Raw genomic sequence first — 26,276 nt, forward strand, 5'->3', positions numbered from 1 at the left:
GGGCTTCGGACGTGCATGAGGGCAAAATCAGCCCGCGAACGGAGGGTAATATGAATTACGCAGCCCGCGGCACGATGCTTGCCGCGATCCTGTTCTGCTCGATGGGAACGGCTTCGGCCGATGCGATCCCCGGCATGCGCGGCCACGACCACACCGGCATCACGGTGCCCGACATGAAGCAGGCGGTCGACTTCTTCACCGAAGTCGTCGGCTGCAAGAAGGCGATGTCGTTCGGTCCGTTCGCCGATGACAAGGGCACCTTCATGCAGGATCTTCTGGGCGTCGATCCGAAGGCTGTCATCGAGCAGGTCACCATGGTGCGTTGCGGTTATGGATCGAACATCGAGCTGTTCAAGTACACCGCGCCTGACCAGAAGGATTTGACTCCGAAGAACAGCGATATCGGCGGCTTCCACATTGCCATGTATGTCGATGATGTCGCCGCGGCGAAAGCCTATCTCGACGGCAAGGGGGTGAAGACGCGGTTGGGTCCGCTGCCGGTCAGGGAAGGTCCGGCGGCCGGCCAGACCATCCTCTATTTCCAGGCGCCATGGGGATTGCAACTGGAGGCGATCAGCTATCCCGATGGGATGGCCTATGAGAAGGGTGCCGAGACTGTGCTGTGGAGCCCGAAGAACCCGGACAAGTAATTTCCAGAGCGCGCTTGCGGGGCCAGCCCGCAGGCGCGCCACCCGTGTCCAGCAATCGTTCCAACATGAAACTTTAAGCTTGAAATATTTTATCTCCGGCGCGATACTTGATATGCAGCAAGCGAAGAGGAGATCGCACGGATGAAGGTTGCGGTTCTCGGTGGCGGACCAGCCGGCCTCTACTTTGCCATTTCAATGAAGCTGCGGGACGCCGCCCACGAGGTCACGGTGTTTGAGCGCAACCGCGCCGACGATACGTTCGGCTGGGGCGTCGTGCTGTCGGCCGAAACACTCGACAACCTTGCCAAAAACGACCCGGTCAGCGCTGTATGGATCAAGAAGCATTTCGCCTATTGGGACGACATCGCCGTCATCCATGACGGCGTGCGCACGGTCTCGTCGGGCCACGGTTTCTGTGGCATCGGCCGCAAGCGGCTTCTGATCCTGCTGCAGCGACGCGCGCGCGAACTTGGCGTGAGGCTGATGTTCGAGAGCGATATCGCCGACCCTCAGCACTATATGGAGACGCATGATCTGGTCGTCGCCGCCGATGGGCTGAACTCAAGGGCGCGCAACACCTTCGTCGAAGTCTTCAAGCCCGACATCGACACCCGCAAATGCAAATTCGTCTGGCTCGGCACCAACCAGAAATTCGACGACGCCTTCACCTTCATCTTCGAGAAGACCGATCATGGCTGGGTGTGGGCGCACGCCTATCAATTCGACAGCGAGACAGCGACCTTCATTGTCGAGTGCAGCGAACAGACCTGGGCTGCCTTCGGCTTCGGCGCCATGTCGCAGCAGGAATCCATCGCTGTCTGCGAGCGCATCTTTGAGAAACATCTCGGCGGCCACGCGCTGATGACCAATGCCAATCACATCAGAGGTTCGGCCTGGATCAATTTCCCGCGCGTGCTGTGCGAACGCTGGTCCTACAAGAACCTGGCGCTGATGGGCGACGCGGCGGCCTCGGCACATTTCTCGATCGGCTCCGGCACCAAGCTCGCATTGGAAAGCGCGGTGGCGCTGGCCGAATATGTCAAAACCGAACCGGACCTCGACGCCGCCTTCCGCAAGTATGAGGATGCGCGCCGCACCGAGGTGCTGAAGCTGCAGTCGGCGGCGCGCAATTCGCTGGAGTGGTTCGAGGAGGTCGAGCGCTATCTCGGGCTCGATCCGGTGCAGTTCAATTATTCGCTGCTGACCCGCTCGCAGCGCATCAGCCACGAGAATTTGCGGCTGCGCGATGCCAAATGGCTTGAAAGCGCCGAGGAATGGTTCCAGCGCCAGGCGGGGGCAGGCGGCAACAGGCAGCGCCGGGCGCCGATGTTCGCGCCGTTCAAGCTGCGCGACATGCAGCTCAACAACCGGGTCGTCGTTTCGCCGATGGCGCAGTACAAGGCCGTCGACGGCTGCCCGACCGACTGGCATTTCGCCCACTATGCCGAGCGTGCGAAGGGCGGAGCCGGGCTTGTCTATATCGAGATGACCTGCGTCAGCCCGGAAGGACGCATCACGCCCGGCTGTCCCGGTTTCTATGCGCCGGAACATGAGGTGGCGTGGAAGCGGCTTGTCGATTTCGTCCACGCCGAGACCGAGGCGAAAATCTGCGCGCAGATCGGCCATTCCGGGGCCAAGGGCTCGACCCGTGTCGGGTGGGAAGGCACCGACGTGCCGCTCGCCTCAGGCAATTGGCCGGTCACGGCGGCCTCGGCGATTGCATGGTCGCCGCAAAACCAGGTGCCGAAAGCCATGGACCGCGCCGATATGAATTTGGTGCGCGACCAGTTCGTGGCCTCCACCGAAATGGCCGATCGTTGCGGCTTCGACATGCTCGAGATCCACGCCGCGCACGGCTATCTCCTGTCGTCCTTCATCACGCCGGTCACCAACCAGCGCACGGATGAGTATGGCGGTTCGCTGGAAAATCGCATGCGCTATCCCCTAGAAATCTTCCATGCGGTGCGCGCCGCCTGGCCGGCGCGAAAGCCGATTTCGGTGCGCATTTCGGCCAATGATTGGGTCGGCATCGAGGGTGTGACGCCGGCCGATGCCGTGGAGATCGCGCGAATGCTGCATAAAGCCGGCGTCGACATATGCGACGTCTCGGCAGGCCAGACCTCGATTGCCGCTAAACCTGTCTATGGCCGCATGTTCCAGACACCATTCTCGGACCGCATCCGCAACGAGGTCGGCATGGCGACGATGGCGGTCGGCAACATCTATGAGCCGGACCATGTCAATTCGATCCTGATGGCCGGCCGCGCCGACCTGGTGGCCCTGGCACGGCCGCATCTCGCCGATCCCTACTGGACGCTGCATGCGGCGGTGAGGCTCACTGACCGTGGGGTCAAATGGCCGGATCCCTATCTTCCCGGACGCGACCAGATCTACCGGCTGGCCGAGCGCGATGCGGCGGCGGGGCTGAAAGTATGACGACGGCCTTGGCGATTTCAGGCAAACATGCGCTGGTCACTGGCGGCGGCTCCGGCGTCGGCCGGGCCATAGCACTCGTGCTGGCCGAGGCCGGCATAGAGGTGACCATATGCGGGCGGCGCGAGACCGAGCTTGCCAAGGTGGCTGGCGAGAACGACCGCATCCACGCCATGTCAGCCGATGTTGCCAACGAGGCGGCGGTGACATCGCTCTACACGCAAGCGGAAGCCGTGCGCGGCCCGTTCGACATCATCGTCGCCAATGCCGGCATGGCCGGCAGCACGCCGGCGCACAGGACCTCGCTTGCCGACTGGCAGCGCACGCTCGACGTCAATCTGACCGGCGCCTTCCTGACGGTGAAGCCGGCGCTGGCCGGCATGGCCGCGCGCAAGGCGGGCCGGATCGTCTTCGTCGCCTCGACCGCAGGGCTGAAAGGCTACGCCTATGTCGCACCCTATGTGGCGGCCAAGCACGGCGTCGTCGGGCTGATGCGGGCGCTGGCCGCCGAGACGGCGAAATCCGGCGTGACCGTCAACGCCGTTTGCCCGGGCTTCGTAGAGACCGGCATGCTGGAGGAGTCCATTCAGCGCGTCGTCGAAAAGACCGGCCGCTCAGTCGAGCAGGCGCGGGCGAGCCTTGCCTCGACCAACCCGCAAGGCCGTTTCATCCAGCCGCAGGAAGTTGCCGCGGCGGTGCTCTGGCTGTGCGGCGATGCGGCTGCGTCGATTACCGGACAAGCAATTTCGATCTCAGGAGGCGAAACATGGTAGCCGGCCCATTGCCCGCGCCGTCGGGACCCGGCAAGGACCGGCTGCGTCTCTGGATCAGGCTGCTGCGCGCCTCGCGCACGATCGAAGCGGAGCTGCGCGAGCGCCTGAAGAAGGAATTCGATACGACGCTGCCGCGTTTCGACGTCATGGCCGCCCTCTACCGCGCGCCGGAAGGCATGCTGATGAGCGATCTGTCGCGCTTCCTGCTGGTATCCAACGGCAATGTCACCGGCATCGTCGACCGGCTTGTTTCGGAAGGGGTGGTCGCGCGCGCGCGCCGCAATGGCGATCGCCGCACATCCATGGTGCGACTGACCGACGAGGGTTCCAAATCTTTTGCCGCAATGGCCGCGGCGCATGAGGGTTGGATCGGAGAATTGCTGGCCAAGGTCAGCGAGGAGGATGCGCGCCGGCTGACCGGCATGCTGACCTCGTTCCGCAGCAACTGGGAGGGACGCGAATGAGTTCGATGGCCGGCCTCAAGCCGAAGCACTTCCTTTGGGAAGTCGAAGGCAGGATCGCCAAGGTGCGGCTCGACCGGCCGGAGCGCAAGAATCCGCTGACCTTCGACAGCTATGCGGAACTGCGCGACACGTTCCGCGATCTCGTCTATGCCGACGACGTCGACGCCGTGGTGTTCCTGCCCAATGGCGGCAATTTCTGCTCGGGCGGCGATGTCCACGACATTATCGGCCCATTGGTCAAGATGGACATGAAGGAATTGCTCGCCTTCACCCGCATGACCGGCGATTTCGTCAAGGCGATGCTCAATTGCGGCAAGCCGATCATCGCGGCGGTCGACGGTGTCGCGGTCGGCGCCGGCGCCATCATCGCCATGAGCGCCGACATCCGCATCGCCACGCCGGAGGCCAAGACCGCTTTCCTGTTCACCCGCGTCGGCCTTGCCGGCTGCGACATGGGCGCCTGCGCGATCCTGCCGCGCATCATCGGCCAGGGCCGTGCCGCCGAATTGCTCTACACCAGCCGCACGATGACGGCAGCGGAAGGCGAGCGCTGGGGCTTCTACAACAGGCTGGTCGATGCCGCAGTGCTCGAGGCCGACGCGCTCGAGATGGCGGCGCGCATCGTCTCGGGTCCGACCTTCGCGCACGGCATCACCAAGACGCAGCTCAACCAGGAATGGTCGATGGGCCTCGACCAGGCGATCGAAGCGGAAGCGCAGGCGCAGGCGATCTGCATGCAGACGCGTGACTTCGAGCGCGCTTACAAGGCCTTCCTCGCCAAGGAGAAACCGGTGTTCGAGGGCAATTGATGGCTGACAAGAGTTTCCTCAACTGGCCGTTTTTCGAAGACCGGCATCGCGAACTCGCCGAACGCCTTGATGCCTGGTGCGCCAGGAACCTGCCCGTCGATCACCACGACGTCGATGCCGCCTGCCGCGAGCTGGTGGCGAAACTTGGCCGCGACGGCTGGCTGAAGCCGACGGCGCTCGATACCGACAATCCGGGACCGCTCGATGTCCGCACCTTGTGCATCACGCGCGAGACGCTGGCGCGCCATGACGGGTTGGCCGACTTCGCCTTCGCCATGCAGGGGCTCGGCACCGGCGCGCTCAGCCTGTTCGGCACGCCCGACCAGCAGCAATGGCTGGCAAAGACCAGGGCCGGCAAGACGATTTCCGCCTTCGCGCTTTCGGAGCCACGCTCCGGGTCGGATGTCGCCAACACCGAAATGATGGCGAGCCGCGATGGCGACTTCTATATCCTCAGCGGCGAGAAGACCTGGATTTCCAATGGCGGCATTGCCGATCTCTACGTCGTCTTTGCCCGCACCGCCGAGGCACCGGGTGCCAAGGGACTTTCCGCCTTTCTCGTACCCGCTGATACCAAGGGGCTTGGCATTGCCGAGCGCCTTGAAGTGATCGCGCCGCATCCGCTGGCGCGGCTTTCCTTCGATCAGGTCCGGGTGCCGGCCTCGGCGCTGATCGGCAAACCGGGAGACGGCTTCCGCATCGCCATGTCGGTGCTTGACGTGTTCCGCTCCACGGTCGGCGCGGCGGCACTCGGCTTTGCCCGCCGGGCGCTGGACGAAAGCATCAGCAGGGTGGCCGAGCGCAAACTTTTCGGCGCTCCGATGGCAGAGCTGCAGATGGTGCAAGGCCATATCGCCGACATGGCGCTGGACATCGATGCCGCAGCGCTGCTGGTCTACCGCGCTGCCTGGACCAAGGACATGGGCGCGGCTCGTGTCACCCGCGAGGCGGCGATGGCTAAGCTGTTCGCCACCGACAAGGCGCAAGAGGTGATCGACAAGGCTGTGCAGCTGCATGGGGGGGACGGCGTCCGCAAGGGCCATATCGTCGAGAGCCTCTATCGCGAGATCCGCGCGCTACGCATCTACGAGGGCGCATCCGATGTGCAGAAGGTGGTGATCGCACGGCAGGTGATGGGCGCGGCCTGACGGCGATGTATTTTGATTTGAGATTGATCTTTAAGAATACCGGGGAGGCTTGAAAATGCACGAGATCCTGCAGCCGGAGGGCTGGGCGAAACCGGTCGGCTACGCCAACGGCATTGCTGCGCGCGGCAGGCTCGTCTTCGTGGGCGGACAGGTCGGCTGGAACGGGCAGTGCCAGTTCGAGACCGACGATTTCGCCGGCCAGGTGCGGCAGACGCTGCAAAACATCGTCGCCGTGCTGGCGGAAGCCGGCGCGGAGCCACGGCACATCACCGCGATGACCTGGTATTTCACCGACAAGGCCGAATATCTCGGCAATCTCAAGGGTATAGGCGAGGCCTATCGCGAGGTGATCGGCCGGCATTTTCCAGCGATGGCCGCCATGCAGGTGGTGGCGCTGGTGGAAGATCGCGCCAAGATCGAAATTCAGGCAACCGCCGTCATTCCGGATTAACGAATTCGTTATTCCCGGATTGATCAGCAGCGCAGCCCCGCCCGCTTCAGCAGCGGAAATACGTGGTCGCAGAAATAGGGCAGTTCCTGGGTGTAGTTGACGAACGACAGCGCGATGCCCTGGTAGCCATGCCCGGCTATTGCCGCCATCTCGGCGGCAATCGTCTCCGGCGTTCCAACCAGCGGGTAGGTGCCGGCGCCGCCGGCGAAACGCTGCCGGTAGCGGTCATAGTCATGCGGGTCATGCGACTGCGAGAACTCCTTCTTGCCTGCCATATGAGCATCGACCGCATCGTGGTCGACCAGATCGACGGCATAGCGCGTGTAGTAGGCCTGCGCCTCTTCCATGGTTGGACGGCAGACGACATGCGCCACCGTGTAGACCCCGACGTTGCGGCCAACCTTGTCGGCCCGCTCGCTGATGTCGGCGACATGCTTGCCGGCATCGCTCATTTCCGAAAAGGTCGTGAACAGATAATCGCATCGGGCGGCGGCGAAATCCCGGCCCGGGCCACCGAAAGCAGCGTTCATGGTCACTGGGCGTGGAACCTGCAGGCTCGCCGGCCGGCTCACCGCCTCCTTGAGGCGATAGTAGGTGCCTTCATAGTCCAGAGGCTGGTCCGAGGCGTAGAGCTTTTCCAGGATTTCGATCCATTCGGCGGCCTGGTCGTAGCCCTTCTCGACCAAAGGCGTGCCGAACATGCCGAATTCCTTCGGGTTCCAGCCGCAGACGATGTTCAAGCCGGCGCGGCCCTGGCTGATATGGTCGACAGTTGCCAGCGCCTTGGCGGCATAGAGCGGATGCACCAGCGGCACATGCACGGTCATGAACAGGCCGATCTGCTCGGTGGCCACCGCCAGAGCTGCTGCCCAGGTGAAGGTCTCGAACGACCATTCGCGCACCTTGTTGCGGCCGCCAAAGCCACGCCAGCGCGCGATCGGAAGCATAAATTCCAGCCCGGCGCGGTCGGCGATCTGCGCCGCCGTCAGATTGTCCTGCCAGCTTGCCGTCCAGCGTTCCGGCACATCGGTGATGGCCAGACCGCCATCGGCATTGGTCGAAAAGACGCCGAGCTTCAGTTTGTTCGAGCCGTGCAGGGGATGCGTTTTGATCATCATGGGAACTCGTGGCGGGAGACCGACACGCTAGGCCCGCGCAAAAATATTTCAAGCCTGAAATAGCTTCGCCTCGCCGCCGATTGCGGATATGAATTTGGAGGGGAAAAGGGGATGGATATGAGCGCGTTCCGTCAGAAGTGCATCGGCAAGACCAATCTCGTCGGCTCCTTCGCCGCTATTCCCCATCCCGTCGCCGTCGAAGTGATGGCGCTCACCGGCCTCGACTTCGTCTGCATCGACTGGGAACATGCCCAGATCGCGCGCGACACGATCGAAACCATGGTGCGCGCGGCCGACGTGCATCGCGTGCCGGCCATGGTGCGTGTTCCCGGTCATGCGCCGGAAGCTATCCAGGCGGCGCTCGACAGCGGCGCACAAGGCGTGCTCGTGCCGCGCGTCTCGACCGCTGCTCAGGCCGAGGCGGCGGTGAAGGCCTCGCGCTATCCGCCGCTGGGCGAGCGCGGCGTCGGGCCTGGCCGCGCGGCCGGCTATGGCTATCGCATTCCCGAATATCTGGCCGCGGCCAATGACAGGGTGGTCGTCGCGGTCCAGGTCGAGACATCGGAGGGGCTGGCCAACATCGAGGCGATCGCGGCCATAGACGGCATCGATGTGGTCTTCGTCGGCCCCGGCGATCTCTCCGTGTCGATCGATGCGATCGGGCCGAAAGGCGTGGACAAGCTCAATGAGGCGATCACAAGGATCATCCGCGCGACCGTCGCGCATGGCAGGACATCGGGTATATTTTGCGCCAGCCCACAGACGATCAGCCAGTGGGCCGCTATCGGCGCGAGCTTCTTCGTGCTGGCCAGCGATACGATGTTTCTTGGCGCCGGCGCTGCGGCCAACTGCACCGCTGCGCGCGCCGAGCTGCGGTAGACGGGCGGGATCGGGCAAAAACTTTTTAAGCTTAAAACTTTTTCCTTGAAAAGCGCAGCACATTGGATAGCATCCAAACTCGATGGCGACTGTCGTGCCGGTGGGGCTTGCCGGGCAGTCCGTCGCGGTGCTCCGGGTGGGAGGGGTTTCAGTCCTTGTCGTTCATACTGCCCCAGTCATCGTCCAGCGCGCGTTATGCTTTCGACGGCGTACGTGCCCAGATCCGTGACCTGCACACCGAAAACATTGCCAACCTTGCCGTGCGCGCCCGAGAACTGGGCGACGTGATCGCGCTCTGGTACGGCGAAGGCGACATGGTGACGCCCGCTTTCATCCGCGACGCGGCGAAGGCCGCCTTCGATGAAGGCCAGACGTTCTACGTCCCTAACATGCGTGGGCACCCCCTACTGAACGAGGCGCTGTCGGAATACCAAACGCGCATTCACGGCCGGACGATCCCGATTGCGCGCACCACGGTCACGCCCGGCGGCATGCAGGCGCTGTACCTGGCGCTGGAACTGCTGGTCGATACCGGCAGCAACGTCGTCTATGTCGCGCCGCAATGGCCCAACATCCACAACGCCATCCATCTGATCGGCGGCGAGCCAAGGCCGTTTTCGCTCGACTTCAAGGGCGACTGGCATCTCGATCTCGACCGGCTGTTCGCCACTTGCGATGCGCGCACACGCGCGATCTTCCTGTCGACGCCGTCCAACCCGACCGGCTGGACCGCGTCGCGCGAGGAGAAGCAGGCGCTGCTCGACTTCAGCCGGCGCACCGGCATCTGGATCATCTCCGACGAGGTCTATGGCCGGCTCTATTTCGACGGCAATGTTGCTCCTTCCATCCTGCAGATCGCCGAGGATGGCGACCGGGTGCTGTCGGTCAACAGTTTTTCGAAGGCGTGGGCGATGACCGGCTGGCGCATCGGCTGGCTGACGCATCCGTCGGGGGTGGCCGACCAGCTTGGCGCCATGACGCAGTACATCAACAGCGGCACCGCCGCGCCTATCCAGGCAGGCGCTGTCGCCGCCATCCGCCAAGGCGAGCCGCTGGTCGAGGAGATCAGGCAGCGGATCAAAACCGGCCTCGACCTTGCCTATGACAGGCTGGCCCAGATTCCCGGCATCATCCTGCCGACGAAACCGCGCGGAGGCATGTATGCCTTCTTTGCCATGGACGGCGAAAGCGACGCCCGGCAGGCCTGCGCCAGAATACTGGAGACGGCGCGCGTCGGGCTGGCTCCCGGCCACCTCTTTGGAAATTCGGCAGCGGCCTTCCTGCGGATGTGCGTGTGCCGTGAACGCGACCAGATAGCGACCGCGCTCGAGCGCATGGTCGCCGCCATGAATTGACGCCCCGCTGGGAGGTGGGACGGCAACAAACCGTGCGGGAGCAAACCCGCCCGATCAACAACCAGAGGGAACAAAAAATGAGCTTCACTCGTCGCTACCTGCTTCTTCTCGCCGCCACCATCGGCATCGCTGCCGGCCCGGCCACCGCCTTTGCCGCCGATGTGCTCAATGTCGGCGCCTACCCGACCAATCCGCCCTTCGAATACAAGAACGAGAGCGGCACTTTCGAGGGCTTTGAAGTCGACATCGTCAACGAAGCGGCCAAGCGTGCCGGCATGACCACCGACATTGCCGACCTCGGCTTTCAGGCGCTGTTTGCGGCTGTCAGTTCCAACCGCATCGATGTCGCGATCTCCTCGATCACCATCACGCCGGAGCGACTGAAAACGCTGTCCTTCACCCAGCCCTATTATGATTCCGACATGGGCATTGCGACGAAGACCGATAGCGCTGTTAACACCGAGGCCGACCTCAAAGGCAAGATCGTCGGTGTGCTTTCAGGCTCGACCGGCGAGACCTGGGTCAAGGCGCATCAGGAGGCTGACGGCTACAGCGACGTGAAGGGCTATGACACGCAGCAGAATCTTCTGCTCGACCTCAGCGCGGGCCGCGTGGACGCCGCCGTCAGCGATATTCCGGGCATGGAATACTCCTTCACCAAGATGAAGGACCTGAAGGTCAAGCAGCGCATCAAGACCGGCGAACAGTACGGCCTGATGATGAGCAAGGACCATCCGCTGCTCGGCAAGCTGAACGACGCGCTGACCGCGATGAAGAAGGACGGAACGCTGGCCGCGATCCACAAGAAGTGGTTCGGCAGCGACGCGCCAGCCGATTCCTCGACGGTCAAGGAAATGCCGCTGCCCAAGGCCTGACCGGCAATGCACTTAAATCGTGCCGGCTCCCAGGCCGGCACGATTCATTTCACGCTCCGGCGCCTGCTGCCACACGGATAGCCTCATCGGAGGCAAGGTCGATTGGTTTTAACTTGAGCATCCTTTGCTCTGGGGTTCGGGAACGCTCCCATGTCGCTGATCGACACCTTCTTCAATCCTGACGTGATAATGTCCAGCCTGCCGGCGCTGTTGCGTGGCTTCCTGAACACGCTGCTGCTCGGCATTTTGAGTATCGGCATCGGCATTCCCATCGGCCTGGGGATCAGCCTGTTGCGGCTCTATGCGCCGAAGCCGCTGCGCTGGCTGGCGGTCGGCTACACCGACATCTTCCGGGCCCTGCCGGTGCTGGTGGTGCTGATCCTGATCTATTATGCGCTGCCCTTCCTCGGCATCCGTCTGTCGTCCTGGGCCTCCGCCGTGACGGCGTTCGCCATCATCATGTCGGCCTATTCAGCAGAAGTGTTCCGCTCCGGCATTGAGAGCATTCCGAAAGGCCAATTCGAGGCAGCACAGGCGCTCGGCCTGCCTTTCCTTTTGACCTTGCGCAAGGTGGTGCTGCCGCAGGCGATCCGCGTCGTCATCCCGCCGATGACCAGCAATTGCGTCTCGATGTTCAAGGACACGTCGCTCGCTTCCACCGTTGCGCTGCCTGAACTGTTGAAGGAAGCGACCAACGCGCAGTCGCTCTATGCCAATCCCTCGCCGCTGATCGGCGCCGCTTTGGTCTATCTCATCTTCCTCTGGCCGATGGTCCGCCTCGTCAGCCTGCTCGAAGACCGCTTCAAGACCGAGAAGACGCGCTGACCTCATCAACCGTCCCGCTTCCCAAGCCATTCGCAGGAGATACAGTTGAGCAATTCCCAAGCCGCCGGCGGCTTTCCGGTCGACACCATCCGCGCCATGTTTCCGGCCTTGCAGCGCGCCGGTGATTTCATCTTCATGGACAACGCCGCCGGCGCGCAGATCCCGCAGAGCGTGCTCGACGCGGTGACCAATCACCTGGTCTCGCACAATGTGCAGCGTGGTGGTCGCTATGGGCGCTCGGTCACGGTCGACCAATCGGTTGCGGATGCTCGGACGAGCGTGGCCTTGCTGATCAACGCCTACAGTCCGTCGGAAATCTGCTTCGGCATGAACGCCACCTCGTTCATTCGCCTGGTCAGCCTCGGCATCGGCCAGATGCTGGCCAAGGACACAGAGCGCGACGAGATCGTCATCACCGATATGGACCACGACGCCAACATCGCCACGTGGCTGGCGCTGGAGCCCGCCGGAGCCAAGTTCAAATGGTGGCGCATGCGCGAGGACGGCAACCTGCATGTCGACGACCTCAAGCCGCTGGTTTCCGATCGCACCCGTCTCGTCGCCTGCACGGTGACCGCGCATTCGATCGGCTCGATCGTCGAAGTCGCTTCGGTGGCCGCGATCGCGCATGCGGCCGGGGCCGAAGTGTTCCTTGACTGCGTGCATTACGGACCGCACGGGCTGATCGACGTGCAGGCCTGGGACTGTGATTATCTCGTCTGCTCCGGCTACAAGAATTTCTCGCCCCATATGGGCTTTCTGTGGGGCCGCTTCGAAACGCTGAAGCGGCTGCCGACCTTCCGCGAGGATTTCATCCCCGACGAGCCGCCTTACAAGGTCGAGGCAGGCACCTTCATCTACGAGAACGTCTCAGGCATGGATGCCGCAGTGCAGTACCTGGAACTGATCGGCCGCAATCTGGCGCCCTCCAACAACCGCTCGCGGCGCGACAACATCGTTGCCGGCATGGGCGCCATCCGCGATTACGAAGTGCTCCTGGCGCGTGAGATGCTCGCCGTGCTCAAGGGATGCAATGCCACGATCTACGGCGTCGCCGAGGAAGCCCGCATCAACGAACGCGTGCCGACATTCTGCTTCAACATCGGCAAGCTGTCGCCGCAGCGGATCGTCGAGGAAATGGCTGACATGCAGATCGGCATCCGCGACGGCCATATGTATGCGCCCCGGCTGATGAAGCGTCTCAACCTGTCGATGGACAGCGGCGCCATCCGCGCCTCGCTGGTCCATTACAACACGGTCGACGAGGTCAGGCGTTTCGGCGAGGCACTGCGCGCCGTCATCGCAAGGCTGTCGTAGCTGGTCCTTAAACCTCTCCGGCGCGGAACATCGGCCCGCCCTTGTGGGCCGGGAAACCATAGCCGTTGATCATCACCAGATCGATGTCGGAGGCACGCGCCGCGATGCCTTCGGCGAGCAGTGCCTTGCCCTCGTCGGCCATTGCCGCCAGCAAGCGCGTGACGATCTCATCGGGCGAAAAGCGGCGCGGCACGATGCCCTTGGCCGCTCGCACGGCCTCGATCAGCGCCGTTACTTGCGGGTCTCTCCGGCGTTCGCCGTCCGAATAATCGTACCAGCCGCGCCCGGTCTTGCGGCCGAAGCGGCCGGCCTCGCACAGCCGGTCGGCGATTTCGACATAACGTGCTTGCGGATCGCGCATCGCCGCCTGTCGCTTGCGCCGCGCCCAGGCTATCTCCAGCCCAGCCATATCGTTGACCGCGAAGATCCCCATCGGGAAGCCCCAGGCCTCCAGCGCGGCATCCACCTCATCGGGTGCTGCGCCATCCTCCACCATGAACTCCGCCTCGCGGCGGTAGGCCGAATAGATGCGGTTGCCGATGAAACCCTCGGTAACGCCGCACACGACAGCCAGCTTGCCGAGCTTCCTGACGAAGGCGATCGCCGAGGCGAGCACATCGGGCGCCGTCGCCGCGCAATCCACCACTTCGGTGAGCCGCATGACGTTGGCCGGGGAGAAAAAATGCAGGCCGACGATCCGTTCGGGCCGGGCGGTTGCAGAGGCGATCTCGTCGGGGTTGAGGTAGCTGGTGTTGGTCGCAAGGATGGCGTCCGGGCGGACGATACGTTCGAGCTTCCGGAAGAGTTCGGTTTTTACCGCGAGATCGTCGAACACTGCCTCGATGACCAGATCGGCCTGCACCAGCCTGCCGGCGTCGCTGGCCGCTTCAAACCGGCTCAGCGCCTCCCTGCGCGCATGATCGGTGAGACGGCCGGATTGGACCGACTTGTCGAGAAGGCCGGCGATACGCTCGTATCCTTTTGCCGCCGCGTCGTCGGTCTGCTCGATGCCGATTACGTCATAGCCGGCATTCAAGGCCGAGACCGCGATGCCTGCACCCATCAGGCCGGTTCCGACGATACCGACGGTCTCGACCTTGCGAGGCGTGACACCCTCCAGCCTGTCGACTTTGCTGGCTTGCCTCTCGGCAAAGAAGACGTGGCGCAACGCTGCCGCTTCGCGAGAATCCCGGAGGCGCAGGAAGGTCGCGCGTTCGTCCGCAAGACCGTCCTCAAGTCTGGCCGTGGACGCGGCCTGGACCAGTCTCACGGCTTCTGCGGGCGCCATCTGCCCTCGGCTGCGGGAAAGTACCTTCTTTGCGGCTGCCGCGTCGGCCTCAGGTTGCGAGCGCGGGACGGAAAGCGCGCCCGTGGGCCGCAGCGGTTGGCCGACGAGATGGCGGGCGACATCGAGCGCGCCTTCGGGAAGATCGTCGGCAATGGTATCGATCAGACCGAGAGCGAGAGCTTCGTCGGCATTTGCGGGCCGACCCGTGCCGATCAGGTCAATTGCGGCGACCGTGCCGATGAGGCGGGGCAGGCGTTGGGTTCCGCCGGCCCCAGGCACTAACCCGAGCTTGACCTCGGGCAGCCCGAAGCTGGCCGCCTTGCTGGCCACCCGGTAGTGGCAGGCTAGCGCAATCTCGCAGCCGCCGCCGAGCGCCGTGCCGCCAACTGCCGCGACGACCGGTTTGGCGAAGCTCTCGATCGCCTCGATCACGTCAGGCAGTGTGGGCGAGACAGCGGGCTTGCCGAACTCCTTGATATCTGCGCCGCCGATGAAAGTGCGTCCGATGGCAGTGAGCACCACGGCAGACACTTCATCCGACGCTGCACGCCGAAGCGCAGCCATCAGCCCGAACCTGACATGGAAGGACAGCGCGTTGACCGGCGGATTTTCGATCGCGACGATGAGAACGCCATCGACGATCTTGCCTGTGACACTCTCGGAAAATCGTGCTGTGTTCATGGAGTTTTATTCCGGAACGACGGCAAATCTTCCTCCTCCTTCTGCTCTCCGCCAAATGCCGGTGTCCCGGCCCGGACGGATGAAGCGCCATGGATTCTTCAAATAATTTCAAGCTTAAAATAATTAGAATTCAAAAAACTTCAAGCCTACCGGAGTCGACTGCAAAAGGCGTCGCTACCACGACGGTGATCGGTCAGACTTGACGGTTGCACTGCGGTGCCGGGTCAAGGCGAGTTTGTGGAAACCTTCGGCAGCAGGGCTTTGAAATAGTCGATCGTCTGTTGCAGCCCGGCTTCCAAAGTCACCGTCGGCTCCCAGCCGACAAGCCTTTTGGCAAGGGTGATATCGGGCTGGCGGTGCCGCGGATCGTCTTGCGGAAGATCGCGGTAAATTATATCCGAACCTGATCCGGTCATCTGCGTCGTCAGTTCGGCCAAGCGCCTGATCGTTACTTCCCTTGGATTGCCGATGTTTACTGGACCGGTCACCTCCGGCCCCGTATCCATGAGGCGCAGCATGCCGCTCACCAGGTCGTCGACGTAGCAAAACGACCTTGTCTGTGAGCCGTCGCCGAAAATGGTTATCGGTTCACCACGAAGCGCCTGCACGATGAAATTTGAGACAACCCTGCCGTCTGCCGGGTGCATGCGCGGCCCGAACGTATTGAAAATCCGCGCGACCTTGACCCACAAGCCATGTTGTCGGTGATAGTCGAAGAACAGCGTTTCGGCGCAGCGTTTGCCTTCATCGTAGCATGAGCGCGGTCCGATCGGGTTTACATTGCCCCAGTAACTCTCGGGCTGCGGATGCACTGACGCGTCACCATAGACCTCGCTGGTGGAGGCCTGAAAGACTTTGCATTTCAGCCGCTTTGCCAGTCCAAGAACATTGATGGCGCCGTGCACGGCGGTCTTGATCGTCTGAACCGGGTCGTACTGGTAGTGAACAGGCGAGGCCGGACACGCCAGGTTGTAAATCTCATCGACTTCGACGTAGAGCGGAAAGGTCACGTCATGGCGCATGAATTCAAAGCGGGGATGCTTGGCCAAATGGTCGATATTGCGCTTTGATCCGGTGAAAAGGTTGTCGACACACAAGATTTCGTCGCCTCGTTCCAACAGGCGGTCAATAAGATGCGAGCCGATAAACCCTGCGCCCCCGGTAACGAGAATGCGTCTGCGGCTGTCATAGAGTCTGGCCAATTTCTGCTCCCAGGCAAATGCTGATCGACCACATATCGGTCGCCACACGCAGGATACGACGTGTCCGCAGCCAATGCACAAGGACCAAACTGAAATTTCGCAGATCCGCTCGGTGCCGATGCGAATTCCGATCCCGGCATTTGGTTTGATCAGAAGGCACGATTGAGGCCGATAGTGGCCTATGGATTGGCAGCAGAGAATATCAGCCCTGTCGTCAGGGCCGCCGCTGCGTAGATGGCCGGCAGAACCTGACGGTTCACCCCAATCCGCAGCAGAGAGTGGCTCGAAACCCGGTCCTGCTGGATTTTATCCACAACATCGATGGCATCGGCGGATGGCAACATGAAAAATGGCAACGACCATTTTTCATGAGACATTCCTCTTCGCGATAGAGCATCGTTGAATTGGCCAACAGCCTGCCATACAAGCACGTCGGCTCAACAGGTGGCTCGAGGAACCCCACGGATGTCCGAACGCATTGCAGTTATCGGCCTGGGTTATGTCGGCCTGCCGGTAGCCATTGCCTTTGGGAAGGTTTTCCCCGGCACCATAGCTTTTGACATCAGCGAGCGTCGGATCGGGGAATTGCGTGGCGGCGTCGATCGTACGGGGGAAGTTGACGCAACGGCGCTCAAGGAGACCTCGATAGGGCTGACCACCGACCGGGAGATGTTGAAAGGCGCTACTTTCTTCATCGTCGCCGTGCCAACCCCTATCGACGCAAATCGCGCTCCCGATCTAGCTTCTTTGAAACTGGCGTCCGAACTCGTCGGCGAGGCGGTGAGCAAAGGCGCCGTCGTCGTTTTTGAGTCGACAGTCTATCCAGGTGTGACCGAAGATTTCTGTGGGCCGATCATCGAGCAGGTTTCCGGCCTGCGACATCCCCGCGACTTTGCCCTCGGCTATTCGCCCGAACGCGCCAACCCCGGCGATCGGGAACACTCGCTGCAAAAGATCGTCAAAGTCGTCTCCGGCGAAAATAACGAGACGCTGGAGCGCGTCGCGAACGTTTATGGCCGTATCATCGATGCCGGCGTCTACCGCGCCCCGTCGATCAAGGTGGCCGAGGCAGCGAAGGTTATCGAGAACACCCAGCGCGATCTGAACATCGCGTTGATGAACGAACTGGCAATGATCTTCGAGCGGCTCGATATCCGGACGCAGGATGTTCTTGATGCTGCGTCGACGAAATGGAACTTCCTTCCCTTCAAACCGGGGTTCGTCGGCGGCCACTGCATCAGCGTCGATCCATATTATTTGACCGCCAAGGCCGAGGCCGAAGGTTACCATCCGCAGATCATCCTCGCCGGACGTCGCATCAATGACGGCATGGGGGCCTTCGTCGCCCAGCAGGTTGTCAAACGGCTGATTGGTTCTGACACGCCCGTCAAAGGGGCTTCTGTCGGCATTCTCGGGCTGACATTCAAGGAGGACGTGCCGGATTTGCGCAACAGCCGCGTTTTCGACATGGTCAAGGAACTAAGGCAGTTCGGAATTGTCCCCAAAGTCCATGATCCCCTTGCCGATGTCGAAACCGCTCGGCGTGATCACGGCGAAACAATCCTGCCGCTCGATGAGATAAACGATTTGCAGGCGCTTGTTCTGGCGGTGCCTCACAGGCAATATCTCACCAACGAAAGAGCGCGTCTTTATCAAATGATCAGGCCGGGGGGGACACTGTTCGATGTCAAGTCGGCCATCAAGCCCAATGAAGTTCCCGACAACATAAAATACTGGAGCTTGTAAAGCTCGCCTGAAATTAACGCTAGGATATGCAGTGACATCAAGCAGGCCGATACTGATCACCGGCGCAGCCGGGTTCATAGGGTTTCATCTTTGCCTGAGGCTGCTTGCCGAAGGACGCCAGGTTATCGGCCTCGACTCCATGAACGAGTATTATGACGTCAGCCTGAAGCAGGCTCGTCTCGAGCGGCTGAAAGCGTTTTCGAATTTTTGTTTCGAGCATGCCGATCTCACGGAGCGGGACCGTATTTCGGAGCTCTTCCTTTCGGCCGCGCCGGAGGTTGTCGTCAATCTCGCGGCGCAAGCCGGCGTACGCTATTCGATCAGCAATCCGCACGCCTATGTGGAAAGCAACCTCAGCGGCTTTGTCAACATCCTGGAAGGATGCCGGCAGGCCTCCGTCGGCCATCTGGTCTATGCATCGTCGAGTTCGATTTATGGCGGCAGCACCCGCATGCCGTTTTCCGTGCACGATCCGGCGGACCATCCGCTCAGCCTTTACGCCGCAAGCAAGAAGGCGAACGAGCTGATGGCACACACATACAGCCATCTGTTTGGACTACCGACCACCGGGCTGCGTTTTTTCACCGTCTATGGTCCGTGGGGGCGGCCGGACATGGCGCTGTTCATCTTCGCCAAGGCTATCCTCGCCGGCGAGCCGATCGAGGTCTTCAACTATGGCAACATGCAGCGGGATTTCACCTATATCGACGACATTGTCGAGGGTATTATCCGCGTCATGCAGCAACCCGCGACACCCAATCCTGAGTGGAAAAGTGTCGCGCCAGACCCAGCGACCAGCAACGCCCCGTTCAGGATTCACAACATCGGCGGCAATTCGCCCGTTCAACTGAACCGATTGATCGAGGTGCTCGAAGACGCGCTGGGACGCAAGGCAAACCGCAACCTCAGGCCACTTCAGCCAGGCGACGTTCCTGCAACTTTCGCCAATGTCAGCTCGCTCGAGGAGGCGACCGGCTTCAAGCCCAAAATCCCGATCGAAATAGGGGTTCCGCGCTTTGTCGAATGGTACCGGGAGTTCTACCGAGCATGATCGGACGCTTCGCCACCTGGAGGCGGCTGGCTCCTGACCAGCCATGGCTGGCGCATGCCGCTCGGAAAACTCAATAAGCCGCAGCCGAACTGGGTGTCGCCTGAAGGCGGTCAATATCTTTCCGGGGCGGCGCACCGAACAGGCGACGATATTCTCGGCTGAACTGCGAAGGGCTGTCATAGCCCACCGCGAACCCGGCCGTGCCTGCGTTTGCGCCGCCGGCAAGCATAATCCTTCGCGCCTCCTGCAGGCGCAGCTGCTTCTGGTATTCGAGCGGGGTCATGCGCGTAATCGCCTTGAAATGGGCATGAAGGGACGACGCGCTCATGCCTGATGCCGCCGCAATCTCTTCGATGCGCAGTTGTGCCTGGAAATGATTGCGGATCGTGGCGATGGCGCGGCTGACCTGGTTCAGGTGGCTGTCCACCGACGCCATCTGGCGAAGCGTGTCACCGTGCGGTCCGGTGAGGAGCCGGTAAAGGATTTCGCGTTCGATCAGCGGCGCCAGCACGGTGATGCTCTCGGGGCGATCGAGCAGCCTGACAAGCCGACAGGCGGCATCAATCAGGTCGGGGTCACTTGGATAGGCAGCTAACACCGGCAGATCCCTGCTGGGGGATGCACGTCCTTCTTTCACAAGCAGTTCGGCCAGCGCGGTGGAATCAAAATCTATCTTGCAACAGAGGTAGGGCGCCGCCGGGCTCGCCTCCAACACATGCCCGACCAGCGGCAGGTCGACCGAGACGAGCAGGTAGCTCGATGCGTCATAGACCACGCTCTGGTCGGCCAGCGAGACGCGCTTCGATCCTTGGGCGATTATGCAAAGCGACGCCTCGTAGACCGCAGGCACGGGTGCACTGGGCTGGTTGGCGCGAATGAGCGACAGCCGCGGCACCGCAGTGCCGGCCATGCCAGATTTCGGCGCAAAGCGGGTGATCAGCTCGGCGAGTTCATTGATTTTCTCCATGCCGCATAAATCTTCATGGCGCGAAATGTTGCAAGGCATTTCGAGTTCATTTGGAGGATCGTGCAAACTCTTTGGACGATCACGCTACCGCCCTTTGCCGGTTCGCCGCCATCTATCTCACCGTCACCGCAGCGAAAAAGGAACGATCATGACGGGACTTAAAGACAAGGTTGTACTCATCACCGGCGCCTCCAGCGGCATCGGCGAAGCGACGGTTCGGGAACTTGCCGGTGCCGGCGCCAGACTGCTCATCGGGGCCCGCCGCACCGAGCGGCTCAAGGCGCTGGCCGCAGAAATCGGCAAAGGCGTCGCGTGGCGCGAACTCGACGTGACTGACGCGGCGAATTTCGACGCCTTTGCCGATGCCGCTCATGCCGAATTCGGGCAGATTGATGTGCTGGTCAACAATGCCGGCGTCATGCCACTATCCCCGCTTGCCGCGCTGAAGCGCGATGAGTGGTCTCGCATGATCAATGTCAACATCGGCGGCGTGCTGAACGGGATCGCCGCGGTGCTGCCGCGCTTCGTCGCCCAGAAGAATGGGCATATCGTCAATGTCGCCTCTGTCGGTGCGCATTTCGTGCTGCCCACCGCGGCGGTCTACTGCGGCACGAAATATGCCGTCTGGGCAATCACCGAGGGGCTGCGGCAGGAGCATGACGACATCCGCGCCACGATCATCTCCCCCGGAGTGACCGCAACCGAACTGGGCGACGATATCAGCGATCCTCAGGTCGCCATGGCTCTGAAAGAATGGCGGCAGAAGTCGCTCACACCGGACGCCATTGCACGGGCGATCCGTTTTGCGCTTGATCAACCCGATGGCGTCGACGTCAACGAAGTGATCGTGCGGCCAACCGCTGCCAATATGTAGAACTTGCTGCCGGATGCCGGCTTTCGGCTAGCTACGGCGCTCTCCGAGATCGGGCAAACGGCCCACCCTTTAATGCACCCGCCCTCAGCCTCTGGCGCAACTCCCGCGGGCCACATCGTATCGGCTCTCGAGCGCGCGCGAAAAATGCGCACTCGAATTGAACCCGCAAGCAAAGGCGATTTCCGAGATCGTGGGCGACGCTCGGGCGGGCGACAACAATTCTTCCTTGCTGCGCTCCAGCCGCATGCCCAGACGAAGCGTTCCGGTGTCGCGGCAAGCCGGTGCGCCGCTGGGAACTTAACCCGCTAATCATCTCCCCTGCGACGGTAGAGATGTCAGGCTTCGCCGGCCAGGCGCGCTGAAATCAGCCGCGCCGCCTTGATCACCGCTTCGCCCTGGCTGGCCGCCATACTGTCATCGGCGCGTGACACAGGCGAGGCCACCGCGAGCGCACCGAGAGGACGCCCATCGGAGCCGAGGATTGCCGCGGCTATGCTGTGCACGCCTTCTTCATAGCCTTGGGAGCTCGAGGAATAGCCGCGCTTGGCGGCAAGCCGGATCGCCTTCATCAGCCTTTCGGGCTGCGTCACCGTGTGTGGCGTGAAGGTCGGCAACGGCTTGTCGACATAGGCCTCGGCCGCTTCCCGAGGCGAAGCGGCGAGAAAGGCGATGCCGGAGGCGGTGCCGTGCAAGGGCAGCACCTGGCCGACATCGACATTGACCCGGTTGGCCTTTGCCGAGAGCTCGACATGGACCGTCAGCAGTGCGCCGGCGCTGAATTCCGACAGATGCACCGTCTCGCCGGTTTCCAGCGCCAGCTCGCGAACCACAGGTGCTGCCACGCGCACGAAGGGAAAATGCGCGTCGCGAAAGCGGGCCAGCCGCGACAGGCCGGCGCCGAGCCGGTAGCGGCGGCTTGCCGGCTCTTGTTCGATCAGGCGGTGGTCGGCCAGCGCCATCAGCAGGCGCCGCGCCGTTGCCTTGTCGAGGCCGGTTTTGCGGGCGAGCTCGGACAGGCCGATCTCCGGTTCGCCGAGCGTGAACTGCTCCAACAGCGATATCGCTTTGCCGACTGTGCTCATCGTGCATCCTCAAGATACTTCGCATGGGACGGAAGCCAATCCACCTTGCAGTCCGCTCATAGCACGTAAATTGGTGGTTCAAATAACGAACCGTTTGGAAGCGACAAAAAACACCAGCAAGTTTCGCGGCGACATCAATCTCGATGCGCCGCGCCGTGCGGGGTGATGCTGCGCGGCAACACCTATCAACAGGTGGATCAACTCGGCGGCGCCGTGCCTGGCCGGCGTGTCGGCCCAAACGCCTGATCCTGGCCGGCGCGGAAGCTTCAACTCTGCCCCAGCTGCGCGCGGCGCCAGGCGGCGGGCGCTTGGCCAACCCGCTCCCGAAAGAAGCGTGAGAAATAGGCCGGATCTTCGAAGCCGATTTCGTAGGCGATGTCCTCGACGGTGCGCACGGTGAACAGCAGCAACCGCTTGGCCTCCAGCAACCGTCGCTCGCCCATGAGCCGCTTGACGCCGCTGCCAAGCACCGTATGGGCGGCCTTGTCGAGAAGATGCGGTGTCGTGGCCAGCGCCCCGACGTAGCGGTCGACGGGCCAGTTGTCGCGGAAATGCGCATCGACCAGACGGCGCAAGCCGCGCGCCAATGCAGCATCGGAAGAACCGGTGGCATCCTTCACCTCGGGACCAAGGCGCGCGATGTGCGAGAGCGCGACGGCGATCAGCGCCGGCAGGGTCTTGTCACTGCCGGCCTGCGCCTCGGCATATTCGGCGGCGATCATCTCCAGCACCGCCGCCAGCCTTTTCCACGCGACGTGCTGAGGAAGGCTATCGGCAAAGACCGGCCGGTCCAATGGCAGCAGGCTGTGAGCGGCTATTGCCGCAAGCGCATCATCGGCGACCGAAACGACGATGGCGTCGGTGCCGGGCCCGATCGAGAAGCCATGCACGATGGTGCTCGGCACGAAGCTGACGGCCGGTGCCGAAAAGTCCCAGGATTGGTCTTCGATGCGGTAGGTGCCGGAGCCGCTGGTCCAGTAGGTGATCTGGCCCATTTGCGGATGCTTGTGCGCGGCAACCTGGCCGAGATGAATGTTGCTGCGCGCAAGCACCGTCTCGACATGCAGGAAGCCGACATCAAGCGGCCGCACCGGCTCGCCATAGACAAAGAAATCAGGAATGGAATTGAGGCTCATGGCGCCGGAAAAAGTCCAATCGGTTTTGCCGTTACGTCCTAACCGATCCTTGCCAGGAGCGCTAGAGTTGATGCCATAAGTGGAGGAACATCATGCGATCGGAAGACTTTCGTGCCGACAATGGGCGCCCGTTCACCGGGGCCGAGTATCTGGAGAGCTTGCGCGACGGCCGCGAGGTCTACATCAACGGCGAGCGCATCGCCGATGTCACCACCCATCCGGCGATGCGCAATTCGGCGCGGTCGCTGGCGCGCCTCTATGATGCGCTGCACGATCCCAAGCGGCAGGGCACGCTGACCTCGCCTACCGATACCGGTTCGGGCGGCTACACCCACAAATATTTCCGCGTCGCCAAATCCTCCGGCGAACTCGCGGCCCAGCAGACCGCGATCGCCGAGTGGTCACGCATGTCCTATGGCTGGATGGGCCGCACGCCCGATTACAAGGCGGCGCTGATGAACACGCTCGGCGCCAATGCCGACTGGTACGGCCCGTTCAAGGACAATGCGCTCGCCTGGCACAAGCGTGCGCAGGAAGCCGTGCTGTTCATGAACCACGCCATCGTCAACCCGCCGATCGACCGCCACAAGCCGGCCGAACAGGTGAAGGATGTCTTCGTCCACATCACCAAGGAGACCGACGCCGGCATCTATGTCTCCGGCGCCAAGGTGGTGGCGACGTCCTCGGCGCTGACCCACTACAATTTCCTGGCGCAGAGTTCGGCGACGGTCACCGAAGATCCGTCGCTGTCGGTCATGTTCATCGTGCCGATGAATGCGCCGGGGGTAAAGATGTTCTGCCGCGTCTCCTATGAGCAGACGGCCAACACGGCGGCGGCTCCGTTCGACTATCCGTTGTCGTCGCGCTTCGACGAGAATGATGCCATTCTGGTGCTCGACAATGTCTTCATCCCCTGGGAGGACGTGCTGGTGCTGCGCGACGCGCAGAAAATCCTGTCCTTCCATCCGGCTTCGGGCTTCATGCATGGCTATTGCTTCCAGGGCTGCACACGCTTTGCCGTCAAGCTCGACTTCCTCGCCGGCCTGCTGGCAAAGGCGCTGCGCGCCACCGGCGGCGATGCCTTCCGCGGCAACCAGGCGGCGCTGGGCGAGGTGATCGCGCTCAGGCACATGTTCTGGAGTTTCTCCAACGCCATGGCTTATAATCCGATCCCCTGGGCGAATGGCGCTGTCCTGCCCAACCTGGAAGCAGCCCTTGCCTACCGGACTTTCATGTCGGAAGCCTATCCGCGCGTCATCGACACGGTGCGCCGGGTGATCGCTTCTGGGTTGATCTACCTGCCGTCATCAGTGCGCGACTTCAACAATCCCGAGATCGACAAATACCTCGCGCAATATGTGCGCGGTTCCAACGACATGGGCCATGTCGAGCGCATCAAGATCATGAAACTGTTGTGGGACGCGACCGGCACCGAGTTCGGCGGCCGCCACGCGCTCTACGAACTCAACTATGCCGGTGCGCCGGAAGAGGTGCGGCTGCAGGTGCTGAAGGGCGCTGAACGCGGCGGCCGGCTGAAGGCCATGGAAGAACTGGTCGACACCTGCATGGCCGACTATGACGAGAACGGCTGGACGGGAGATACCTGGCTCAATCCGCTCGCTTCTACGGCCGGGTGATGTCAGATGGCCACGCAGATTTCGAAGGCCGATTTCCGCGACGCCATGGCAAGGGTCTGCGCGCCGGTCAACATCGTCACGACAGATGGTCCGGCCGGGCGCGGCGGCTTCACCGCCACCGCCATGTGCAGTGTGTCGGACGAACCTCCGACACTGCTGGTGTGCATGAACGGCCGCTCGACGCAGGCGGCCATGTTTCTCGCCAACCGGCGCTTCTGCGTCAACGTGCTGACGCATGATCATATGCACTTGGCCGGCAAGTTTGCCGGGGCGACCAGGGACATGGAGGCGCGCTATTCGGCGGCGCGCTGGCAAACGTTGACCTCGGGCACGCCGGCGCTGTCGGACGCGATCGTCAATTTCGATTGCGAGATCGAGGATGTGCACATCGTCGGCACGCACAATGTCATGATCGGCCGCGTCATCGATGTCAGGCACGGCAGCGGCGGCTCGGCCTTGCTCTATGTCGACCGCAACTACACGCAGCCGACGCGGCTTGGCAGTTTTGGCGGCTGAGCGGGAGCAGTCAGTTCTCGCCGGCGATCAGGCTCTCCAGCAGATCGAGCAATTGCTCGAGCCTCTCATGTCCGAAGCGCTGTTCGATGTCGCGGTAGATGACGAGGCGTTCCGGCGACAAGGCATCGATAAGGGCGGAGCCCGCCGGGGCGATCGTCAGCACGACACGGCGGCCATCGCCTTCCGCCTTGTTGCGGGTGATGAATTTTCGGCCCTCGAGCGTCTTGATGATGCGTGTCAGGCTGGGCGGCAGCACCGAAGCGCGATCGGCAAGTTCCGTCGCCTCGACAGGGCCGGCCTCGCTCAGAACGCGCAGCACACGCCATTGCTGTTCGGTCACGTCATGCGCCGCCAGCATAGGGCGAAACCGCGCCATCACCACTTCGCGGGCATGGAGCAGCGCCATCGGCAGAGAACGACGGGTGTTTTCAGGCAGCAAGAAGCAGCGTCCCCAATGATGCGGGCGGTCGGCGGGACCGCACGCCAAAACCTGAGCTTTCCATCCCGTATCGTCGCCTCAACTTGGATGCAAGGCTTGACTTCAGTGATGCTGCATGTAATTAACGCGTTAACTACAGCAGCGCAACAATCCGGGAGGCGAGACGCGGTGCCTCACTTTTCCATCGAGTATTCGGCCAACCTCGATACCAAGGTCGACATGGGCGAATTGTGCGCGCTGGTGTTGCGCACCGTGCTCGGCACCGGGCTGTTTGAAACCGGCGCGGTGCGGGTGCGGGCCTTCCGTGCGGAAGCCTATGCCATCGCCGACAGCCTGCCGGAAAACGCTTTCCTCGACATGTCGTTTCGCATTGGAACCGGGCGCACCGCCGAGGACAAGAAACGAACCGGGGAGGCGGTCTTCGCCGCGGTGAGCGAATACCTTGGCCCCCTGTTCGATACCCCGCATTTCGCTCTTTCCCTGGAGATCAGGGAGATCGACCCGGTACTGAGCTGGAAGAAAAACGCAATCCATCCGCGACTGCGCGGCAAGTGACGGAA

Annotated in this window: 26 protein-coding genes; 18 read left to right on the forward strand and 8 right to left on the reverse strand. The window is 62.3% G+C overall.

Translation table 11 applies throughout. The features are described 5' to 3' along the window. The first annotated feature begins 50 nt into the window (after window positions 1-50). The 7 genes from NKI88_RS10485 (at window position 51) to NKI88_RS10515 (ending at window position 6,728) form a co-directional block, all read left to right on the forward strand. Window positions 51-650 carry a VOC family protein gene (locus NKI88_RS10485; protein WP_352655000.1) on the forward strand — a complete coding sequence of 200 codons (600 nt, stop codon included), beginning with the start codon at window positions 51-53 and terminating at the stop codon, window positions 648-650. A 141-nt stretch (window positions 651-791) separates the two neighbouring features. Continuing rightward, window positions 792-3,086 carry a bifunctional salicylyl-CoA 5-hydroxylase/oxidoreductase gene (locus NKI88_RS10490; RefSeq protein ID WP_352655002.1) on the forward strand — a complete coding sequence of 765 codons (2,295 nt, stop codon included), beginning with the start codon at window positions 792-794 and terminating at the stop codon, window positions 3,084-3,086. Continuing rightward, window positions 3,083-3,856, forward strand: coding sequence for an SDR family NAD(P)-dependent oxidoreductase (locus NKI88_RS10495; protein WP_352655004.1), 774 nt, complete (start codon window positions 3,083-3,085; stop codon window positions 3,854-3,856). Before NKI88_RS10490 ends, NKI88_RS10495 begins: the two co-directional genes overlap by 4 nt. Continuing rightward, a complete protein-coding gene (locus tag NKI88_RS10500) occupies window positions 3,850-4,320 on the forward strand; it encodes a MarR family winged helix-turn-helix transcriptional regulator (protein ID WP_023667803.1) in 471 nt (156 codons plus the stop codon). The genes NKI88_RS10495 and NKI88_RS10500 overlap by 7 nt, the downstream gene beginning before the upstream one ends. Continuing rightward, window positions 4,317-5,129: an enoyl-CoA hydratase family protein gene (locus tag NKI88_RS10505; RefSeq protein WP_352655006.1), complete on the forward strand. Its 813-nt coding sequence runs from the start codon at window positions 4,317-4,319 to the stop codon at window positions 5,127-5,129. Before NKI88_RS10500 ends, NKI88_RS10505 begins: the two co-directional genes overlap by 4 nt. Then, window positions 5,129-6,277, forward strand: a complete 1,149-nt coding sequence (locus NKI88_RS10510; protein WP_023695191.1) for an acyl-CoA dehydrogenase family protein — start codon at window positions 5,129-5,131, stop codon at window positions 6,275-6,277. The genes NKI88_RS10505 and NKI88_RS10510 overlap by 1 nt, the downstream gene beginning before the upstream one ends. Window positions 6,278-6,332: 55 nt before the next feature. After that, window positions 6,333-6,728 carry a RidA family protein gene (locus NKI88_RS10515; RefSeq protein WP_023667806.1) on the forward strand — a complete coding sequence of 132 codons (396 nt, stop codon included), beginning with the start codon at window positions 6,333-6,335 and terminating at the stop codon, window positions 6,726-6,728. A 23-nt stretch (window positions 6,729-6,751) separates the two neighbouring features. On the opposite strand, the gene NKI88_RS10520 is transcribed toward NKI88_RS10515, so the two are convergent. Next, entirely contained in the window at window positions 6,752-7,843 is a 1,092-nt protein-coding gene (locus NKI88_RS10520) for an LLM class flavin-dependent oxidoreductase (RefSeq protein WP_286462608.1), read from the reverse strand. 120 nt (window positions 7,844-7,963) lie between these two features. Here NKI88_RS10520 and NKI88_RS10525 point away from each other — a divergent pair, with 120 nt between their 5' ends. The 5 genes from NKI88_RS10525 (at window position 7,964) to NKI88_RS10545 (ending at window position 13,097) form a co-directional block, all read left to right on the forward strand. After that, window positions 7,964-8,725, forward strand: coding sequence for an HpcH/HpaI aldolase family protein (locus NKI88_RS10525; protein WP_023686922.1), 762 nt, complete (start codon window positions 7,964-7,966; stop codon window positions 8,723-8,725). Between the two features lie 155 nt (window positions 8,726-8,880). Next, on the forward strand, window positions 8,881-10,080 hold the full coding sequence (locus tag NKI88_RS10530) for a pyridoxal phosphate-dependent aminotransferase (RefSeq protein WP_352655009.1): 1,200 nt from the start codon (window positions 8,881-8,883) through the stop codon (window positions 10,078-10,080). A 77-nt stretch (window positions 10,081-10,157) separates the two neighbouring features. Beyond that, window positions 10,158-10,955 (forward strand): ABC transporter substrate-binding protein, encoded by a 798-nt coding sequence (locus NKI88_RS10535; RefSeq protein ID WP_352655011.1) that lies wholly within the window; start codon window positions 10,158-10,160, stop codon window positions 10,953-10,955. 150 nt (window positions 10,956-11,105) lie between these two features. After that, window positions 11,106-11,780 (forward strand): amino acid ABC transporter permease, encoded by a 675-nt coding sequence (locus NKI88_RS10540; RefSeq protein ID WP_023667812.1) that lies wholly within the window; start codon window positions 11,106-11,108, stop codon window positions 11,778-11,780. A 45-nt stretch (window positions 11,781-11,825) separates the two neighbouring features. Continuing rightward, window positions 11,826-13,097 carry a cysteine desulfurase-like protein gene (locus NKI88_RS10545; protein WP_023740559.1) on the forward strand — a complete coding sequence of 424 codons (1,272 nt, stop codon included), beginning with the start codon at window positions 11,826-11,828 and terminating at the stop codon, window positions 13,095-13,097. 7 nt (window positions 13,098-13,104) lie between these two features. Here NKI88_RS10545 and NKI88_RS10550 read toward each other — a convergent pair whose 3' ends face one another. The 3 genes from NKI88_RS10550 to NKI88_RS10560 all read right to left on the reverse strand — a co-directional run bounded on the left by NKI88_RS10550 (window position 13,105) and on the right by NKI88_RS10560 (window position 16,645). After that, on the reverse strand, window positions 13,105-15,066 hold the full coding sequence (locus NKI88_RS10550) for a 3-hydroxyacyl-CoA dehydrogenase NAD-binding domain-containing protein (protein WP_352655013.1): 1,962 nt from the start codon (window positions 15,064-15,066) through the stop codon (window positions 13,105-13,107). A gap of 224 nt (window positions 15,067-15,290) precedes the next feature. Next, a complete protein-coding gene (locus tag NKI88_RS10555; RefSeq protein WP_023667815.1) occupies window positions 15,291-16,268 on the reverse strand; it encodes a UDP-glucuronic acid decarboxylase family protein in 978 nt (325 codons plus the stop codon). A gap of 179 nt (window positions 16,269-16,447) precedes the next feature. Then, entirely contained in the window at window positions 16,448-16,645 is a 198-nt protein-coding gene (locus tag NKI88_RS10560) for a hypothetical protein (RefSeq protein ID WP_352655015.1), read from the reverse strand. An 88-nt stretch (window positions 16,646-16,733) separates the two neighbouring features. Between NKI88_RS10560 and NKI88_RS10565 the strand changes: the two genes are divergently transcribed. Continuing rightward, window positions 16,734-18,014 (forward strand): nucleotide sugar dehydrogenase, encoded by a 1,281-nt coding sequence (locus NKI88_RS10565; RefSeq protein WP_352655017.1) that lies wholly within the window; start codon window positions 16,734-16,736, stop codon window positions 18,012-18,014. Window positions 18,015-18,045: 31 nt separating this feature from the next. Then, a complete protein-coding gene (locus NKI88_RS10570) occupies window positions 18,046-19,065 on the forward strand; it encodes an NAD-dependent epimerase (protein WP_023695199.1) in 1,020 nt (339 codons plus the stop codon). Window positions 19,066-19,135: 70 nt separating this feature from the next. Here the strand turns inward: NKI88_RS10570 and NKI88_RS10575 are convergent, their stop codons facing one another. Further along, complete coding sequence (locus tag NKI88_RS10575) at window positions 19,136-20,032, reverse strand: AraC family transcriptional regulator (RefSeq protein ID WP_023686927.1); 897 nt, start codon at window positions 20,030-20,032, stop codon at window positions 19,136-19,138. Window positions 20,033-20,180: 148 nt separating this feature from the next. Between NKI88_RS10575 and NKI88_RS10580 the strand changes: the two genes are divergently transcribed. Then, window positions 20,181-20,906, forward strand: a complete 726-nt coding sequence (locus NKI88_RS10580; RefSeq protein ID WP_352655044.1) for an SDR family oxidoreductase — start codon at window positions 20,181-20,183, stop codon at window positions 20,904-20,906. A gap of 335 nt (window positions 20,907-21,241) precedes the next feature. Here the strand turns inward: NKI88_RS10580 and NKI88_RS10585 are convergent, their stop codons facing one another. Both NKI88_RS10585 and NKI88_RS10590 read right to left on the reverse strand, forming a co-directional pair. After that, entirely contained in the window at window positions 21,242-21,988 is a 747-nt protein-coding gene (locus tag NKI88_RS10585; protein WP_352655019.1) for an IclR family transcriptional regulator, read from the reverse strand. A 266-nt stretch (window positions 21,989-22,254) separates the two neighbouring features. Beyond that, window positions 22,255-23,124: a helix-turn-helix domain-containing protein gene (locus tag NKI88_RS10590; protein ID WP_023699850.1), complete on the reverse strand. Its 870-nt coding sequence runs from the start codon at window positions 23,122-23,124 to the stop codon at window positions 22,255-22,257. A gap of 92 nt (window positions 23,125-23,216) precedes the next feature. Between NKI88_RS10590 and NKI88_RS10595 the strand changes: the two genes are divergently transcribed. Further along, window positions 23,217-24,761, forward strand: a complete 1,545-nt coding sequence (locus NKI88_RS10595) for a 4-hydroxyphenylacetate 3-hydroxylase N-terminal domain-containing protein (RefSeq protein WP_023710044.1) — start codon at window positions 23,217-23,219, stop codon at window positions 24,759-24,761. Between the two features lie 6 nt (window positions 24,762-24,767). Further along, window positions 24,768-25,277: a flavin reductase gene (locus NKI88_RS10600; RefSeq protein WP_023667825.1), complete on the forward strand. Its 510-nt coding sequence runs from the start codon at window positions 24,768-24,770 to the stop codon at window positions 25,275-25,277. A 10-nt stretch (window positions 25,278-25,287) separates the two neighbouring features. On the opposite strand, the gene hpaR is transcribed toward NKI88_RS10600, so the two are convergent. Continuing rightward, window positions 25,288-25,683, reverse strand: coding sequence for a homoprotocatechuate degradation operon regulator HpaR (hpaR, locus tag NKI88_RS10605; RefSeq protein ID WP_023695202.1), 396 nt, complete (start codon window positions 25,681-25,683; stop codon window positions 25,288-25,290). 201 nt (window positions 25,684-25,884) lie between these two features. Here hpaR and NKI88_RS10610 point away from each other — a divergent pair, with 201 nt between their 5' ends. Beyond that, entirely contained in the window at window positions 25,885-26,271 is a 387-nt protein-coding gene (locus NKI88_RS10610; protein ID WP_352655046.1) for a 5-carboxymethyl-2-hydroxymuconate Delta-isomerase, read from the forward strand. Window positions 26,272-26,276: the final 5 nt, after the last annotated feature.

The sequence above is a fragment of the Mesorhizobium sp. M0317 genome, assembly GCF_040321555.1.
Classification (GTDB): Bacteria; Pseudomonadota; Alphaproteobacteria; order Rhizobiales; family Rhizobiaceae; genus Mesorhizobium.